The 14605-nt window shown below is 69.7% G+C and carries 14 protein-coding genes and 1 riboswitch; of the genes, 3 read left to right on the plus strand and 11 right to left on the minus strand.

Features of this window, described 5'->3' with window-relative positions; all coding sequences use genetic code 11:
• The first annotated feature begins 62 nt into the window (after nt 1–62).
• Nucleotides 63–1664: a methyl-accepting chemotaxis protein gene (locus I6I07_RS16205; protein ID WP_198482844.1), complete on the plus strand. Its 1602-nt coding sequence runs from the start codon at nt 63–65 to the stop codon at nt 1662–1664.
• A gap of 27 nt (nt 1665–1691) precedes the next feature.
• Here I6I07_RS16205 and I6I07_RS16210 read toward each other — a convergent pair whose 3' ends face one another.
• The 4 genes from I6I07_RS16210 to I6I07_RS16225 all read right to left on the minus strand — a co-directional run bounded on the left by I6I07_RS16210 (nt 1692) and on the right by I6I07_RS16225 (nt 7046).
• Complete coding sequence (locus tag I6I07_RS16210; RefSeq protein ID WP_232625604.1) at nt 1692–2441, minus strand: fimbria/pilus periplasmic chaperone; 750 nt, start codon at nt 2439–2441, stop codon at nt 1692–1694.
• Between the two features lie 82 nt (nt 2442–2523).
• Complete coding sequence (locus I6I07_RS16215) at nt 2524–5013, minus strand: fimbria/pilus outer membrane usher protein (protein ID WP_198482845.1); 2490 nt, start codon at nt 5011–5013, stop codon at nt 2524–2526.
• Nucleotides 5014–5184: 171 nt separating this feature from the next.
• A complete protein-coding gene (locus I6I07_RS16220; protein WP_198482846.1) occupies nt 5185–5742 on the minus strand; it encodes a fimbrial protein in 558 nt (185 codons plus the stop codon).
• A 512-nt stretch (nt 5743–6254) separates the two neighbouring features.
• A complete protein-coding gene (locus tag I6I07_RS16225) occupies nt 6255–7046 on the minus strand; it encodes a sulfite exporter TauE/SafE family protein (protein ID WP_420094589.1) in 792 nt (263 codons plus the stop codon).
• Between the two features lie 72 nt (nt 7047–7118).
• On the opposite strand from I6I07_RS16225, the gene I6I07_RS16230 reads away from it, so the two are divergent.
• Nucleotides 7119–7784, plus strand: coding sequence for a response regulator (locus I6I07_RS16230; protein WP_198482848.1), 666 nt, complete (start codon nt 7119–7121; stop codon nt 7782–7784).
• Nucleotides 7781–8971, plus strand: coding sequence for a sensor histidine kinase (locus I6I07_RS16235; protein ID WP_198482849.1), 1191 nt, complete (start codon nt 7781–7783; stop codon nt 8969–8971). The genes I6I07_RS16230 and I6I07_RS16235 overlap by 4 nt, the downstream gene beginning before the upstream one ends.
• Here the strand turns inward: I6I07_RS16235 and I6I07_RS16240 are convergent.
• The 7 genes from I6I07_RS16240 to I6I07_RS16270 form a co-directional block, all read right to left on the minus strand.
• Nucleotides 8907–9542, minus strand: coding sequence for an IbrB-like domain-containing protein (locus I6I07_RS16240; protein WP_198482850.1), 636 nt, complete (start codon nt 9540–9542; stop codon nt 8907–8909). The genes I6I07_RS16235 and I6I07_RS16240 overlap by 65 nt on opposite strands.
• The gene (locus tag I6I07_RS16245; RefSeq protein WP_198482851.1) at nt 9427–9975 is read right to left on the minus strand and encodes an N-acetyltransferase; all 549 of its coding nucleotides are present in this window, start codon (nt 9973–9975) and stop codon (nt 9427–9429) included. The genes I6I07_RS16240 and I6I07_RS16245 overlap by 116 nt, the downstream gene beginning before the upstream one ends.
• On the minus strand, nt 9972–11195 hold the full coding sequence (locus I6I07_RS16250; RefSeq protein ID WP_198482852.1) for a DUF3440 domain-containing protein: 1224 nt from the start codon (nt 11193–11195) through the stop codon (nt 9972–9974). Before I6I07_RS16250 ends, I6I07_RS16245 begins: the two co-directional genes overlap by 4 nt.
• A gap of 207 nt (nt 11196–11402) precedes the next feature.
• Nucleotides 11403–11966, minus strand: coding sequence for a manganese efflux pump MntP (mntP, locus tag I6I07_RS16255; RefSeq protein ID WP_006390441.1), 564 nt, complete (start codon nt 11964–11966; stop codon nt 11403–11405).
• 5 nt (nt 11967–11971) lie between these two features.
• A riboswitch (yybP-ykoY riboswitch) is annotated at nt 11972–12150 on the minus strand.
• A 42-nt stretch (nt 12151–12192) separates the two neighbouring features.
• On the minus strand, nt 12193–12564 hold the full coding sequence (locus I6I07_RS16260) for a tRNA-binding protein (protein WP_198482853.1): 372 nt from the start codon (nt 12562–12564) through the stop codon (nt 12193–12195).
• 54 nt (nt 12565–12618) lie between these two features.
• Entirely contained in the window at nt 12619–14232 is a 1614-nt protein-coding gene (locus I6I07_RS16265) for a PQQ-binding-like beta-propeller repeat protein (RefSeq protein WP_198482855.1), read from the minus strand.
• Nucleotides 14233–14363: 131 nt separating this feature from the next.
• Entirely contained in the window at nt 14364–14531 is a 168-nt protein-coding gene (locus I6I07_RS16270) for a hypothetical protein (protein WP_006390438.1), read from the minus strand.
• Between the last annotated feature and the right edge of the window lie 74 nt (nt 14532–14605).

Raw genomic sequence — 14605 nt, forward strand, 5'->3', positions numbered from 1 at the left:
AGGCCCCGGAACAACAACAGGCGGCAATCCGCCATCCGGCCGGGGCGATATAGGAAGCAAGCATGTTTCGGCTATTTTCTGGTCTGCGTATCCGCGCCCGCCTGTCTGGCGCATTCCTGATGGTGGCGCTGCTGGGCGGCGCCATCGGCGCCTTCGGCGTATGGGGCCTGGCCCGCATCAACGAGATGAACAGCCAGCTCTACGAAGTCGAATTGCGCGGCCTGTCCGAGATGAAGGACGCCAACCTGCAGCTGGTGTATGCCGGCCGCGCCCGCAACGGCTACCTCGGCGCCGCCAGCGAGCGGGAGCGCGAGGCCATCCGGGCCCAGTTCGACAGCGCCGTGCGGCGCATGGACGCGCTGCGGGACCGCGCCGACGCCTACTACCAGACCGACGACGGGCGCCGCCTGCTGGCCAGCTTCAGGCAGATGGAAGACGCCTGGAAGCGCGATGCCGAGGCCTTCTTCGCCGCCGCCCGCGCGCTGCCGCTGATGCCCAAGGATCCGCGCGCCGTCGAGATCGAGAAGCACGTGATCGCGTCGTCCGAACGGCTGGACAGCCTGATGGACCAGCTGGCCGCGTCCAAGGAAGCCAGCACCGCCCGGTCGGTGCAGGACGGCACCGACCTGTACCAGCGCATGCGCGCCATCATGATCGCGTTGTCGATCGCCGGCGTGGCGCTGGGCATGCTGCTGGGCTGGCTCATGACGCGCGGCATCGTGCGGCCGTTGGGGCTGGCGGTGGATGCCGCGCGCCGCGTGGCCGCCGGCGACCTGACTGGCGACATCCGCGTCGCCACGCGCGACGAGACCGGCGACCTGATGGCCGCGCTCAAGGCCATGAACCACAGCCTGTCGCGCATCGTGCTGGACGTGCGCGATGGCTGCGAGGGCATCGCCTCGGCTTCCTCGCAGATCGCGCAAGGCAATGCCGACCTGTCGCAACGCACCGAGGAGCAGGCCGCGTCGCTGGAACAGACCGCCGCGTCGATGGAGGAACTGACCAGCACCGTGCAGCAGAATGCCGGCAATGCCGGCGCGGCCGAAAAGCTCGTCACCCAGGCCTCGGCCGTGGCGGAGCGCGGCGGCGAGGTGGTCGACGGCGTGGTGCGGACGATGGACGCGATCGCCGACAGCTCGCGCCGCATCGCCGACATCACCAGCGTGATCGACAGCATCGCGTTCCAGACCAACATCCTGGCGCTGAACGCCGCGGTCGAGGCGGCGCGCGCCGGAGAGCAGGGCCGCGGCTTCGCGGTGGTGGCGGGCGAAGTGCGCACGCTGGCGCAACGCTCGGCGGTGGCGGCCCGGGAAATCAACACGCTCATCAACGAGTCCGTCAGCCGCGTCGAAGACGGCACCCGCCAGGCCGACGAGGCCGGCCGCACCATGCGCGACGTGGTCGACAGCGTGCGGCGCGCCGTGACCCTGGTGCGCGAAATCGCCAGCGCCTCGGCCGAGCAGTCCAGCGGCATCGGCCAGGTGAACGTGGCGGTGACGCAGATGGATGGCGTGACGCAGCAGAACGCCGCGTTGGTCGAGCAGGCCGCCGCCGCGGCCGCCAGCCTGCGGGAGCAGGCGGCGCGGCTGTCGCAGCAGGTCGGCCGCTTCAAGGTCGATGCGGGCCTGCTCGCGCTGCCGGCCGTGCAGGCGCCTGGCGCATAAGCCGCGGTCAGCCGCGCCGCGCCTGGCTCAATCCTTGACGCGTTCCTGGAATGCGCACAGCCCCGCCTCGCAGCGGTAGCGGTTCATGCGCAGCCCGCCGTAATCGTCGACGTTGCCCAGCATCAGCTCGCGCAGGCCGGGCGGCAGGTCGACCTTCAGCGCCCGCTCCGAAAACGGCGCCAGCATCGTCGGCGAGTCGAAGCCGTGCAGCGGCTGCTTGCGGTCCAGTCCCAGCCAGATCACCGTGACGTGATACGGGGTTGGGTTCTTCAGCGTCAGCGTGCCGGCGGCGGCCCGCGCCTGCACGCTGCGTTCGGGCGCCACGTCCTCGCCATCCTTGCCCAGGCCGGCCGGCCGCAGGAACAGCTTCAGCTGGCTCTGCGTCGTCAATTGCAGCAGGCTGGCGTTCTTGTCTTCCGGCTCCGGCGGGATTTCGCGCACGACGAAATAGAACAGGCTCTCGCGGTCCTGCGGCAGGCGGTCGAGCGCGGCGCGGTTCATCTGCGTGATGCGCACCTGCGCCTTCTTGCCGGGGTCGAGGCGCTGCAGCGGCGGCAGCGCCAGCAGGTCGTTGCTGGTCTTGCCGTCCTGGTCCTCGATCCAGGACTGCGCCAGGTACGGCTTGCCGCCGCTTTCGTTGGTCAGCACGACGGACACCGATTTCTGGTTGGCGCCCATGATGACGCGGGTGCGGTCGACGTTGACCGCCGCCTGGTTCGTCATGGGCCACGCCAGCAGGGCGCCAAGAAGGGGGGCTGCCAGGAGGTTGGTTTTCATGTGTGCGCGCTCAAGTGGAGAGGGGGTATCGGAATCGCCGCGGGCCAGGGCCTGTGCGAGGCTCTTGTCGTGTGAACAGCCCCTAGCGGCAGGGCAGCGGTTTCGGTCCGTCGGCAAGCGCCGCCGGGTCGGGCAGCGCCAGGCGGCATTCCTTTTCGCCGCCCCAGGTCACCGTCAGCGCGTCGCGGTCTTCCGCCTCCACGCCGCTCAGGTACACCAGCCCGCCGTCGCCCACCATGCCGGCCGTGCGGCCGGTGCGGGTGGACAGCACCAGCGCGCCCAGCGGCGGGCGGCCGCCATCGGCCAGCTGCACGTTGCCCAGGATCTGTTCGCCCTGGCTGGCGCGGACGCGTGAATAGCCGATGGCGCCTTCGGTCAGCACCTGACTGATGATCGAGTCGAGCACGTCAACGTCGTCGGGCAGCGCATTGACATCCACCGACACGGCGCTCTCGTGATAACTCGAGACGCCGTTGACGACGGCGATGCCGAAGCGGTTGGTGACGGCGTTGCCGTTGTCCACCGCGATGCCGCCGATGCCATCGGTGTCGATCATCATGCGCGGCTCATTGCCGGCGGCCGGCGGGCCCAGCGCCACGCCCTTGGCCGTGGCCGTCACCGAGCCATACCAGTTCAGGCCGATGTTGCGGTACTGCCCCGGCTGCAATGCGAAATCGGCGCCGGCGCGGCCGTACGGCGTGCGGCCCTGGAGGTTGCCGCTCAGGCTCTGGTGCTGCGCGTCACCGCCGCGGGTGTTGCCGGCGTTGACGTTCCAGGTGACGTTCGGGCTGGTGTAGTCGGTGTAGCCGATGGTCTGCTGCAGGCGGTCCTGGCCGCTGCGTTGGTAGCCGTAGCTGAGCTGACGGTTGTCGCCCAGCGGGATGCTGAGGGACGCGTAGACCTGGTTCTCGGTCTGGCCGGACAGGGTCTGGCTGCGCGCCAGCGACAGCGACATATTGACGTTGCGCAGCGGGCCGAAGCTGGCGCTCTTGCTGAGCGAGAGCGTGTAGTGGTTGTTGACGCCGTCGTGCCAGTAGTTCTGGCGGCTCAGGGACAGCGCCACGCTCATGTCGAACGCCCGCAGGTACTGGCTGTAGGACACGGTATAGCTCTGCTTCTCCGAGCGAAAGGATTCGCCGCGAAACGCCGAGCGTGCGATGTAGTCCTGCAGCGACAGGAAATGCTGGCCCGAGAAGCGGTAACCCATGAACGCCACCGTGCTGCTCAGTTCGTCGAAGGTCTTGGCGTAGTTGACGCGGTAGCTGTAGTCGGTGCGGCGCGGCGCCGATGAATAGGGCAGGCGTGCGTCCGAGCGCGTGACGTCGGCGGACACCGCGCCCAGCACGCCCAGGTTCTGGCCGACGCCGAGCGCCAGCGCCTGGTAGCCGCCATGGGTGGCGATCAGGCCGCCATAGAAAGAGGTGTCGTTGAACGCGCCCCAGGTGGCCTCGCCCAGCACGAAGCCAGGCGCGATCGTGTGGTTGTTGCTGTGGCCGCCGAACAGCGGACGCCCCGCCGACATCTGGTAGCGCACGCTGCCCTTGCGCGTCATGAAGGGCACGTTGGCGGTGGTGATCTGCCAGGTGCGCCTGGTGCCGTCGCTTTCTTCGACCGTCACGTCCAGGTTGCCGCTCAGGTTCTGGCTCAGCGCCGGCAGCACGAACGGGCCGGGCGACACGCGGGTCTGGTACAGCAGCCGGCCCTTCTGGGTGACGGTGACCTGGGCGTTGCTGTTGGCGATGCCGCTGACCTGCGGCGCGTAGCCCTGCAGCGACGGCGGCAGCATGCGTTCGTCGCTGGCCAGGGTCACGCCGGCGAAGCGGAACGAATCGAAGATGGCGGACGACAGGTAGGTCTGGCCCAGCGTCAGCTTGGCGCCCCATTGCGGCAGCGGCCGGAACAGGTAGGTCTGCGGCAGCGTGAAGCGCGCCATCGACTGGCCGCCGTTGTCGTAGCGGTTGTACTGGTAATCGCTGCGCAGGCGCCAGGCGCCGAGGTTCAGGCCGGCGGTGCCGTACAACGTGTAGCTGGATGCGGCGACGCCCTGCTGCGGCATGTGGCGGTTGGCCAGCAGGTTGTAGTCCAGGATCACGCCGTTCACCCCGTTGCTCCAGCGCGCCGGCGGCACCCAGTCGGGGTCCTGGTACTGCAGCCAGGCCTGCGGCACGGTCAGCGTCAGCGATTGGTGTTCAGCGTTGTAGTCGACGCGGCTGTCGGCGGTGGCGAGGTCGATGCAGGGGCCGCCCTGGGCGGCGTTGACCTGGGCCAGGCGGGCGGCCGCTTCGTCCTTGAGCGACAGCATGTCGATCATGGCCGGCGTGACACAGAACACCGTGCCGTCGCCGATGACGGGCACGGCCTGGACCGGATAACGGGCCTGGATCAGGCGTTGGTTCAGATAGAAATCGACCAGGTAGGCGCCGGGCAGGACGTAGCCTTCGTGGCTGAAGCGCGACAGGTCGATGTTGCCTCTGTCTTTGGTATTGAGAAACCCGCTGCTGAATTCGGTGGCTTGCGCGGACAGCGCGAGGGTACTGAGAGCCAGGAACGAAACCAAACGGGGCAGGATCATGATATCTGTTGCCGAGTCTCCGGCATGAAGGGGTGCCGGACAGCTTCGGCGTCGATGCGGCGCGTGGTGGCTCGCGTCGGAATGGATTCGCGTGCGAACGCCCGGATCACCCCGCCGCCACAGGGGCGACGGGGTTCACGCGCGCAACGACGCGAGGTGACCTGCGGCGGGTCAGCTGTAGGTCAACGTGAACACGACCTGGGCGCCGACCTTGCCCGCGGTGGCGGCGGTGGTACCGGTGTTGATCAACCTGACGCCGTAACGCAGCGTGTTGAGATTGCCGGCCGCCAGGGTTTGTTCGGCGGTCGGGGTGGAGGTGATGACCTTGCCGGCGTTGTCGACGATCTGGATGCCGACGTTCGTGGCGCCGTTCGGGGCCGTGTTCGTCAGGATGGCCTTGCTGGCGTCCGAGAACGTACCGGCGAAGCTGATCTTGAGCTTGTTCAGCTGCGGTGTGGCGGGTGTGCCGGCGGTCGTGAAGTTGCAGCCGGTCAGGTGGATCTCGATCGGCAAGGTGGCCGAGGTGGCGTTCGTCGTGGTCAGATCGTTCTTGGAAATCTGGCCAAGGTCGATGGTCTGGTTCAGGTCCGCGGCCGGGATGCTGCACGGCGCATCGAGGACCGAGCCGGTGAACGTGATGGTGCCCTGGCCGAAGTCGGCGGCGAATGCCGCGGCCGGGCCGATCAGGGCGGCGGCAGTGGCGGTGGCGAGAAGCGTTTTCTTGAGCATGGATAGTCCTTCTTGATATCCGTGGGAGGGTTGGCCCGCGCTGACTGCCGCGCGGTGGTTGAGGAAATCGAAAGGGCATGGCGGCGCGGCGCGCGTCGGCATGCCGGCGCCGGTCGGGCGTTCACGGGCGGCGCCGGGGCATCCGCGGAGCGGGCGAGCCATGACGGTCAGGCGTAGGAGACGAGGGCGGCGAGGGCGCGGTCAGCGCGCCACTGCGAGGCGTCGGCGTGAGAGCCGGACGCGATGCCGAACAGTGTTGCGCGGCGGCCCGGAGACGCCCCGGCCATGGCGAAGGACGGACGCGCCGCGGGCGCGCAGATCCATGCCTGTCGGGCGTGGGGAGGGATATGAGAGGTTTTCATCATGCAAGCGATCTTGCATGGGGCCGATTATCTGAGCGTTAACACGGCCAGGGGCGGAGAATGCGGCCGCGTAGCGCGGCCGTCATGCAGTGAGAATACGCCAACGCGGCGGGCGACCCCGCGGCGGGCGACCTCGCGTCTGCGGACGGATCAGGCGCGCCAGGCGAGCACGGCGGCGACCGCCACGCAGACCACGGCGAAAACCCGTTGCAGCACGGCCTGCGGCACGCGCGGCGCCAGCGTGCGGCCCGCCACCATGCCGGCGATGGCGGCGCCGACGAAGGCCCATTGCGCGGCGGTCAGCGTCAGGCCATGCAGCAGCGCGGAGCCGACCGTGGCGGCCGACACCAGCGCGATCACCATGAGCGAGGTGGAAACGATGCTGATCATGCGCGCGTCGCTGAAGTGCGTCAGCGCCGGCACGATGATGAAGCCGCCGCCCACGCCCAGCATGCCGGTGCACAGGCCTGACACGGCGCCGATGGCACCGAGGGTGGCGGCGGTCAGGCGGTTCCAGACGAAGCGGCCGGTCTCGGGCGAGAGCCGGCAGGCCTTGGGCGGGGGCTCTGCCGCGCCCTGCGCGGCGGCGCGGTGGCGCGACTGCTGCACCATGCGCGCGGCCACCAGCAGCATCACCGCCGCAAAAGTCAGACTAAGCCAATGCGGCGGCAGGCGGTGCGCCAGCGACAATCCCAATGGTGCGGTCAACGCGCCCACCGCGGCCATCAGCATGGCGGCCTTGTAGCGCACCAGGCCGCGCATCAGGCCCTGCAGGGCGCCAACCGCCGACGCGATGCCCACGGCGATCAACGCCACCGGCGCCGCCTGCGTCAGCGTCAGGCCCAGTCCGAACATCAGCGCGGGCACGGCCAGGATGCCTCCGCCGGCGCCGGTCAGGCCAAGGGAGACGCCGATGCACAGCCCCAGCAGGGTCGCGGTCATCATTATTAATTACTTTTAGAAATTAACTTATTACTTCTAATAAGTATAACGTGCCGGGACGGGATTTCTGCGATGCGGATTTTGTTGGTCGAGGATGACGCTTCCATCGCGCTGGCCATCCAGGCCGGACTGGGGCTGCAAGGGTTCGGGGTCGATGCCGTCGGCAGCCTGCGGCAGGCCGATCTGGCGGTGCAGACGTCGCACTTCGGCGCCTGTGTGCTGGACCTTGGCCTGCCCGATGGCGACGGCATGGCGCTGCTGGCCCGGTGGCGGGCGCGGCGCCTGAACCTGCCGGTGCTGGTGCTGACGGCCCGCTCGGCGGTGCCGCAGCGGGTCGACGCGCTGCGCGCCGGCGCCGACGACTACGTCCTCAAGCCGTTCGACCTGGACGAACTGGGCGCGCGCCTGCAGGCGCTGATGCGGCGGACCGCCGGGCACACCACCGACCGCATCGAGCACGGCCGCCTGACGCTGTTCGTGTCGCGCGGCGAGGTGCTGCTGGACGGCAAGCGCATCACGCTGCAGCGGCGCGAGCTGACGCTGCTCAAGACGCTGCTGCAGCATCCCGGGCAGATCCTCACCATGGATCAGTTGCGCGACAGCCTGTACGGCTTTGACGACCGGGTCGAGAGCAACGCCGTCAATGTCCACATCCACAAGCTGCGCCGCAAGCTCGGCGCCGATCTGATCGAGACCGTGCGCGGCTGGGGCTACCGGCTGGGGATGCCGGCGCCATGAGCCTGCGCGCGCGCCTGTCGCTGTTGCTGGGCGCGGTCTGGCTGGTGGTCGGCGGCGCCGTCACGCTGGGGATGTTCGAGCACGCCAGCGCCACGCTGGACGCGGCGCTGGAGGCGGCGTCGCTGGGGTCTGGCTCGCCCGGGCAGGCGGACGCCACCGGGCGCACCTACGCCGTCGACGCCGAGGGCCTGCGCGTCGCCACGGCTGGCCACACGGACATCCGCGCGGCGCTGCGCCGCGAAATGGCCTGGACCGCGCTGCTGCCCGGCGTGGCGGGCCTGCTGGTGGGCTTCGCGCTGCTGTGGTTCGGCGTCGGCCGCGGCCTGGCGGTGGTCGAAGGGTTGCGCCGCCGGCTGGCGTGCGAAGAGCCGTGGTCGGCGCGCGACCTGCCGGGCCCCAACGTGCCGCGCGAACTCGTGCCTTTCACGCAGACGCTGGCGCACCTGTCGCGGCGCATGGAGGACATGCTGCTGCGCGAACGGCATTTCTCGGATCACGCGGCGCACGAGATGCGTTCGCCGGTGACGGCGATCAAGGCGCACCTGCAGGTGCTGCAACGCCTGCCGGCGATGGCCGGCGATCCGGCCAGCCGCCAGGCGGTCGCGCATGCGCTGCAGGGCACCGCGCGGCTCGAACGCCTGATCGAGCAATTGCTGATGCTGGCGCGCGCCGACGGCGCTGACGCCGACGCGGCCTGCGACGCGCTCGTGGTGCTGGCGCGGGTGGCCGGCCGCAAGCCGGCGCGGGTGCGCTGGCACCTGCCCGCCAGCCAGCCCTGGGTGGCGTTGCCGGATGCGCTGCTCGATTGCGCGGTGCGCAACCTGGTGGACAACGCGCTCAAGTATTCGCCGGCGCAGGTCGATGTCGAGGTCCACGTCTCGATCGTGGCGGCCAATCTGGTGGTGACGGTGCTGGACCGCGGGCCGGGGCTGACCCCGGCGCAATGCGCGCGGGCGGTCGAGCCTTTCTGGCGCGGCGGGCGCCAGGGCGAGGGCGCGGGCCTGGGGCTGTCGATCGTGGCCGCCATCGCGCGGCGCCACGGCGGCACGCTGGCGCTGGAGTCGGCGCCGGGCGCGGGCCTGCGCTGCCGCCTGGGCGTGCCGCTGGCCCAGGCCGCCGGCCTCAGTCCCAGGAGCGCGAATAGCGGTGATCGAGAAACAGCTCGGGCAGGCCCGACACCTGCTTGAAGCGCAGGACCTCGTCGTCGTCCATGCCGAGCTGGCGGGCGATGTCGGCCTCGTTCCAGCCGGCCTTGAGCAGCCGCACGACGATGTCGGTCATGGGCATCACGCCGTGCACGCCGCGGGCGCGGTTGTGGCGGATGGTGGCGGCGATGCGGTCGGCGGCGCCGGCGCGTCCGTGACGGATGACGACGATGGGCAGGTAGCCCTGCAGGCGCTGGCGGATGGCGCCTTTCTTCTTGCCCACGCGCTGGCGGTGAAAGCCGTCGACCACGACGTATTGGGCCGGGCCGGCCTGGTGCGCGACGATGGGCTGGGTGTAGCCGTCGGCCTCGATCGACAGCTCCAGCAGCCGCATCTCGGGCGGCGCGACGCTGTTGGGGTTGTAGTCGTTGGCCTCGATCAGGTCGCCGGGGATCCACTGCACGCAGTCGACCGGCTCGGCGGCGAAGGGGCTGTGTTCATGCAGGCACAGGCGGATCCGGTTGATGGCTTCGATCCGTTGCCGGATCGGCAGGCTGTCCAGTTCGTTGAACAGGGCACGGGCCCGGCTCTCCAGGCTGTCGAGAAGTGGCATGCGCATTCCTTTTCAAGGTGATCCAGTTGCCCCGGGTGCTGTGGGGCTGGAAGCCGTGCGGCTGTAGCAGCGCGGCGCTGTGCCACGGCACGCGCACGGTGCACGGTTGATCGAGTTCGTCGATGTGGTCGAGCACGCGCTGGCGCAGCGCGCGGAACAGGCCGAGCTGGCGCGCCTCGGGGCGCACGTAGCCATCGCGGATGCGCACCGCGCCGCTCTGCAGTTCGATGCTGATGAAGCCCAGCACGCGGGCATGGTGGTGACGCCGGACGATGAACCAGCGATGCCGCGGGCCGTCGTTCAAGGGGTAGCCGCCGCAGTCGCGGCGCACCGTGGCGCTGGCGAAGAAGCGGCCCATCTGCGCGAAGAACGCGGCTTCGTCGTCGTACGAGCGCAGCAGCAGGAAATCGTAGTGTTTCAGGGGATGCGTCATGGCACTGGGCGCTCGGCGGCGGGGATCAGGCTGTCGATGTCGCGGCGCGCCGGTCCGAATGACAGCGAGCGCGCCATGTCCTGCTTGAGCAGCGACAGGCCGATGCGGCGCCACGACGGCTGCGCCTTGCGGTTTTCGAGGTCGGGGATGCCGGCGTCGGGCCACAGGGCCAGCGGATGGCCGCGCTGTTCCCACCAGGCGATGAAGACGTCGATGCGCCGCGCGTACACCAGGCGCAGCGCGGCCGGCATGCTGTCGAGCAGGAACTGGCTGTACTGGCGCCAGGTGCCGAAGGTGGGCGGCAGGCCGAGGCCGCCGCGATAGCCGAGGAAGCGCTGGCGGCAATAGCGCGCCGCGTAGTTGGCGCCCTGCACGCGCTTGACCGCGCGGAACCAGGTTTCGGGCTCGAGCTTGTGGAACAGGTCCAGCCCCTTGCGCTGGTCGTCGCCATACGGCTGGCAGATGCGCATCTGCGAATACGGCACGCCGGCGCGCAGCATCTGGTCGTAGAGGTGGTTGTAGGCATGGCCGTTTTCGCCGGTGTAGCGCCACAGGTCTTCGAACTTCCAGTCGTAGATCGGGAAGAAGGTGACGCCGTTGTTGCGCTGCTTGTCGCGCGTGCTCCAGGCCAGCGGCTTGTGCGTGCCGGGCGGCGTCCAGGCGCATTTCTTGGTGCGGCGCTTGATGGCCAGATAGCGGTTGAGCGATTCGTCGGAGCGGATGCCGACCAGGAACGCGGTGGGCATGTCGCGCGACAGCCATTGGTTGAATTCGGGCACGAATTCCTCGAATTCCATGCGATGGCGGTAGAACGGAAAATAGCCGGGGTCGTTGATGACGGACGGATGCCGCGGCAGCGGCCGGATCCAGTCGGCCTCGCGGCCGGGCTCCCAGGTGCACCAGTAGGGTTCGCGCAGGCTCGAGGCATTGCGCAGGTTGATGGGCAGGCAGATCCACCAGGGGTGGATGTCGGCGCGGTCGAACATGTGCGCGACGTGCGCGATGGTGGCCTGGTATTGCCCTTCGAGGTCGATGAAGACCGCGTGCACCGGGCCGCGCCCCATTTCGCGCGCGACCTCGAGCGCCAGGTGCAGGGTGACGGAACTGTCCTTGCCGCCGGAGAAGGCGACGCAGACCCGTTCGAAGTTCTGGAACACCAGCCGGATGCGGGCCTTCGCGGCTTCGTGGACGTCGAGGTCGCGGTAGTGTTTCAAGGCCATGGGGGTTGCATCCTGTTCGCGTCGTTCCCGGTTGGGCGCGCAGGCCGGCGCAGGATGCGCCTTGGTGGCCGGGCAGGGACGAATCATGCGTTCGCGCCGCAACGAGCGAGTGAGGATAGCCCGATCTCAAGGCGCGATCGGGGTGATTCCGTCCGCTATTGATCGGGCGTGCCGCGCCCGCCCGACGGGGGCGCGGCGGCGGGCGGCTTACGCCTTCAGGTGCTCGTACAGGATGGTGGCGCCGATGCCGATCAGCGCCAGGCCGCCGAGCACTTCGGCGCGCTTGCCGGCGACGCTGCCGACCAGCCGGCCGATCATGACGCCCAAGGTGACCATCAGCATGGTCGCCAGGCCGATCGCCAGTGCGGTGACGGCGATGTTGTTGTCGATGAAGGCCAGGCTGACGCCGACCGCCATGGCGTCGATGCTGGTGGCGAAACCGGTGGCGGCCAGCAGCCAGAACGAATGGCGGCCGACCGGCGTGGCTTCCTCCTGGTCGGCGCCCAGGCCGTTGCGGATCATCATCGCGCCCAGCACACAGAGCATGCCGAAGGCGATCCAGTGGTCCCAGTCGCGCACGAACTGGGCGGCCATCGAGCCGAGGGCCCAGCCGATCACGGGCGTGATGGCTTCGATCACGCCGAAGATCACGCCGGTGCGCAGCGCTTCGGACAGCCGTGGCTTGTGCAGGGCGGCGCCCTTGCCGACCGCCGCGGCGAAGGCGTCGGTGGACATGGCGAAGGCCAGGACGAGAGTGGAGAGGGCGTTCATGCGGGAGAGGCTCCGACCGGGCGAAACACACAGACTTTCCATATCGCCCGGTCAAGAGCTATGGAAAAGTCCGTGGTCTCGCCAAACCGTGTCGGTTGCCGGCGCCATGGCCAGAAGGGCCAAGAGTGTTGACGCGGGCGCTTCCGGACGGGGCCGGAAGAGGCTACTCCCCAGGGAGGCTTGCAGTGTAGCAAACGGCGCGGCGCGCCGGGCTAAATTTTCAGGTTCAGGTCAGCCGGGCGCCGTCGGGCACGTCCAGTTCGGGCGTGACCAGCACGGTCTGGTCGGCGGCGTCGGCCAGGCCCAGCACCAGCACTTCGGAGCGCACCGGGCCGACCTGGCGCGGCGGGAAGTTGACGATGCCGAGCACGCGCTTGCCCGGCAGTTGCTCGAGCGTGTAGCGGCCGGTGATCTGGGCCGAGCTTTTCCTGACGCCGACGCCGGCGCCGAAATCAATGGTCAGCTTGTAGGCCGGCTTGCGCGCCTCGGGGAAGGGATCGGCGGCGATGATGGTGCCGACGCGGATGTCGACCTTCATGAAGTCGTCGAAGCTGACGGTGGGGGCGGGCGGGGTGGCGGGGTCCTGGGTGTAGTGCATGGGCGTGGGCGATCGGTTCAAGGGGAGCGGGCGGCGGCGCCCGCGATGGCCTCATCATGCCAGATCGATGCCGCCGCGGGTCGCGCGCAGGGTGCGCAGGGTAGCCAGGTCGACGATCGCGATGCGGCCGTCGAGGGTGCCGACGGCCAGTTTGCCGCCATGCGCGGCGAGGGCGTAGAGCACGGTGGCGATGCCGCCGATGCGGACCCTGGCGGCCAGCAGCAGGTCGCCGCTGGCGGCGTCGATCAGCATCAGGCTGCCGTCGAGGAAGGCGGCCAGCACCAGGCCGTCTGCCACCACGATGGCGCTGGCCGAGGCGGGGGTGGCGTGGCGCCAGCGTTCCTGCCCGCGCGCCAGCGATTTGCGGTAGATGAAGCCGCGATAGGCGTTGCCGACCGTGGGCGAGTAGTGCTTGCCGGCGATCACCACGCCGGCGCCGAGCGCGTCGTCGACGTAGGCGCCGCGGCATTCCATGGCGTGGCTGGCCGGCGTGCCGTCCGGCTTGAGCAGCGGCCACAGGCGTTCGAGGCGGCCGTCGGCGTGGACCCGGCACAGGTGCTTGCCCTCGTGCGAGCCGGGCGGCGTGCCCTGCAGCGTGAACAGGTCGGGCGCGCCGTTGATGCCGAGGTAGTGATTGAAGCAGTCGTAGTGGCCGAGGTCGAGGCGCCGTGCGTCGGTCAGGGTGGGGTCCAGCAGCACGTCGCCGGCCGCGCGCCGGCGCGTGTCGATGCGGTCGCGGCGGCCCAGCACGCGGCCGTCGGCGCTGGCGCTGAAGGTGTATTGGCCGTCCTCGTCGCGCACCGCCGTCAGCTCGTCGCCGCGCAGCGCGTACAGCCGCGAGTCGCGGCGGAAGCGGTCGGCGGGGTCGGGCGGGGCGATGGCGTGCACGATGAGCGGCGTGGTGCGCAGGATCTCGGCGCCGCGGCCGCCGCCGTCGTGGCGCGCGAGCAACGCGCCGTCGGCGCGGTAGCGCTCGAGCAGGCAGCCGTCGTGGACCGCGGCGAGCGTGTCGGCGTCGAGCCACGCCAGGTCCCAGATGGCGCCGCGCAGGCCCAGGTCGGGCAGGCCCAGCCAGTCGGCCAGGCGCGCGGCGGCGTCGCCGACATCAGGTGGCGTGGCGCGGTCGAGGGTGGCGGTGGCGGGGTCCAGTTCCGGCGTGGCCGTGCCGGCGGCGGTTTCAACGCGCAGCAGCGTTTCGAAGGCCGCGGGGGCATCGTCGTCCTGTTCGTCCCACGATTCGTCCCAGGGGCGCACCCAGGCCTCGATGCGGCCGTCGTCCAGGTAGCGGCACCGCACCACTTCGGGCACGTTGAGGAAGGGGCGATGGCTGGCGCCGCTTTCCCAGTTCCAGGCGATCAGCTCGCCTTCGAACAGATAGCCGCCGTCGTAGCTGCCCGCGCCGATGGCGATGACGGGCTGGCCGGGATGGAAGGCGACGTCGTTGACGGGCAGGCGCGGCGCGTCGCAGGCCGCGAACGGCACGGGATCGCCGCGGCGGTACAGGCCGACGCGGTAGCGCAACGCGGCGCCGCCATAGGCGGCGCGCGCGGGCGGATTGATCAGGAGGGGAAAGGCCGAGGCCACGGCGACGATGTCGCCGGCCGGGTGGAAGAACACGCCGGTGATCCGGCCGGCGCCTTGCAGCGCCGGATTCATGAACGCGTTCACGATTCTTGTAGCGGCCGCGCTTGCGCGCGCGGCGGTGTCAGGCCTCGCGGGCCGCGGACCGGCCGCGCGAGGGCGGCGGGGATGGGCGCGGTGGCGGGCGGGCGCATGGCGGGATGGCCGTTAATGACGCGTCATGATTTGGCGGCGGCGGCCGTGGTGGCGCTTTTCTTGCCGCGTGGCTTGGCCGCGGGCGTTTCGCTCACCGGCGGCGTGTCGAACTCCTGTTTGTTTCGTTCGCCCCGCGGGGTGTTTTCCGGATGGGGTTTGGGAAAGGCCCAGGGTTTCGTTTTCTGATCCATTGCTTGTACTCCTTGCACAGGCGGAACAGTAGCATTTGCCGTGGCCGTGAGTAAGTGAGGGTTGACGTCAATAT

The organism is Achromobacter deleyi, assembly GCF_016127315.1.
Taxonomy (GTDB): Bacteria; Pseudomonadota; Gammaproteobacteria; order Burkholderiales; family Burkholderiaceae_B; genus Achromobacter; species Achromobacter insuavis_A.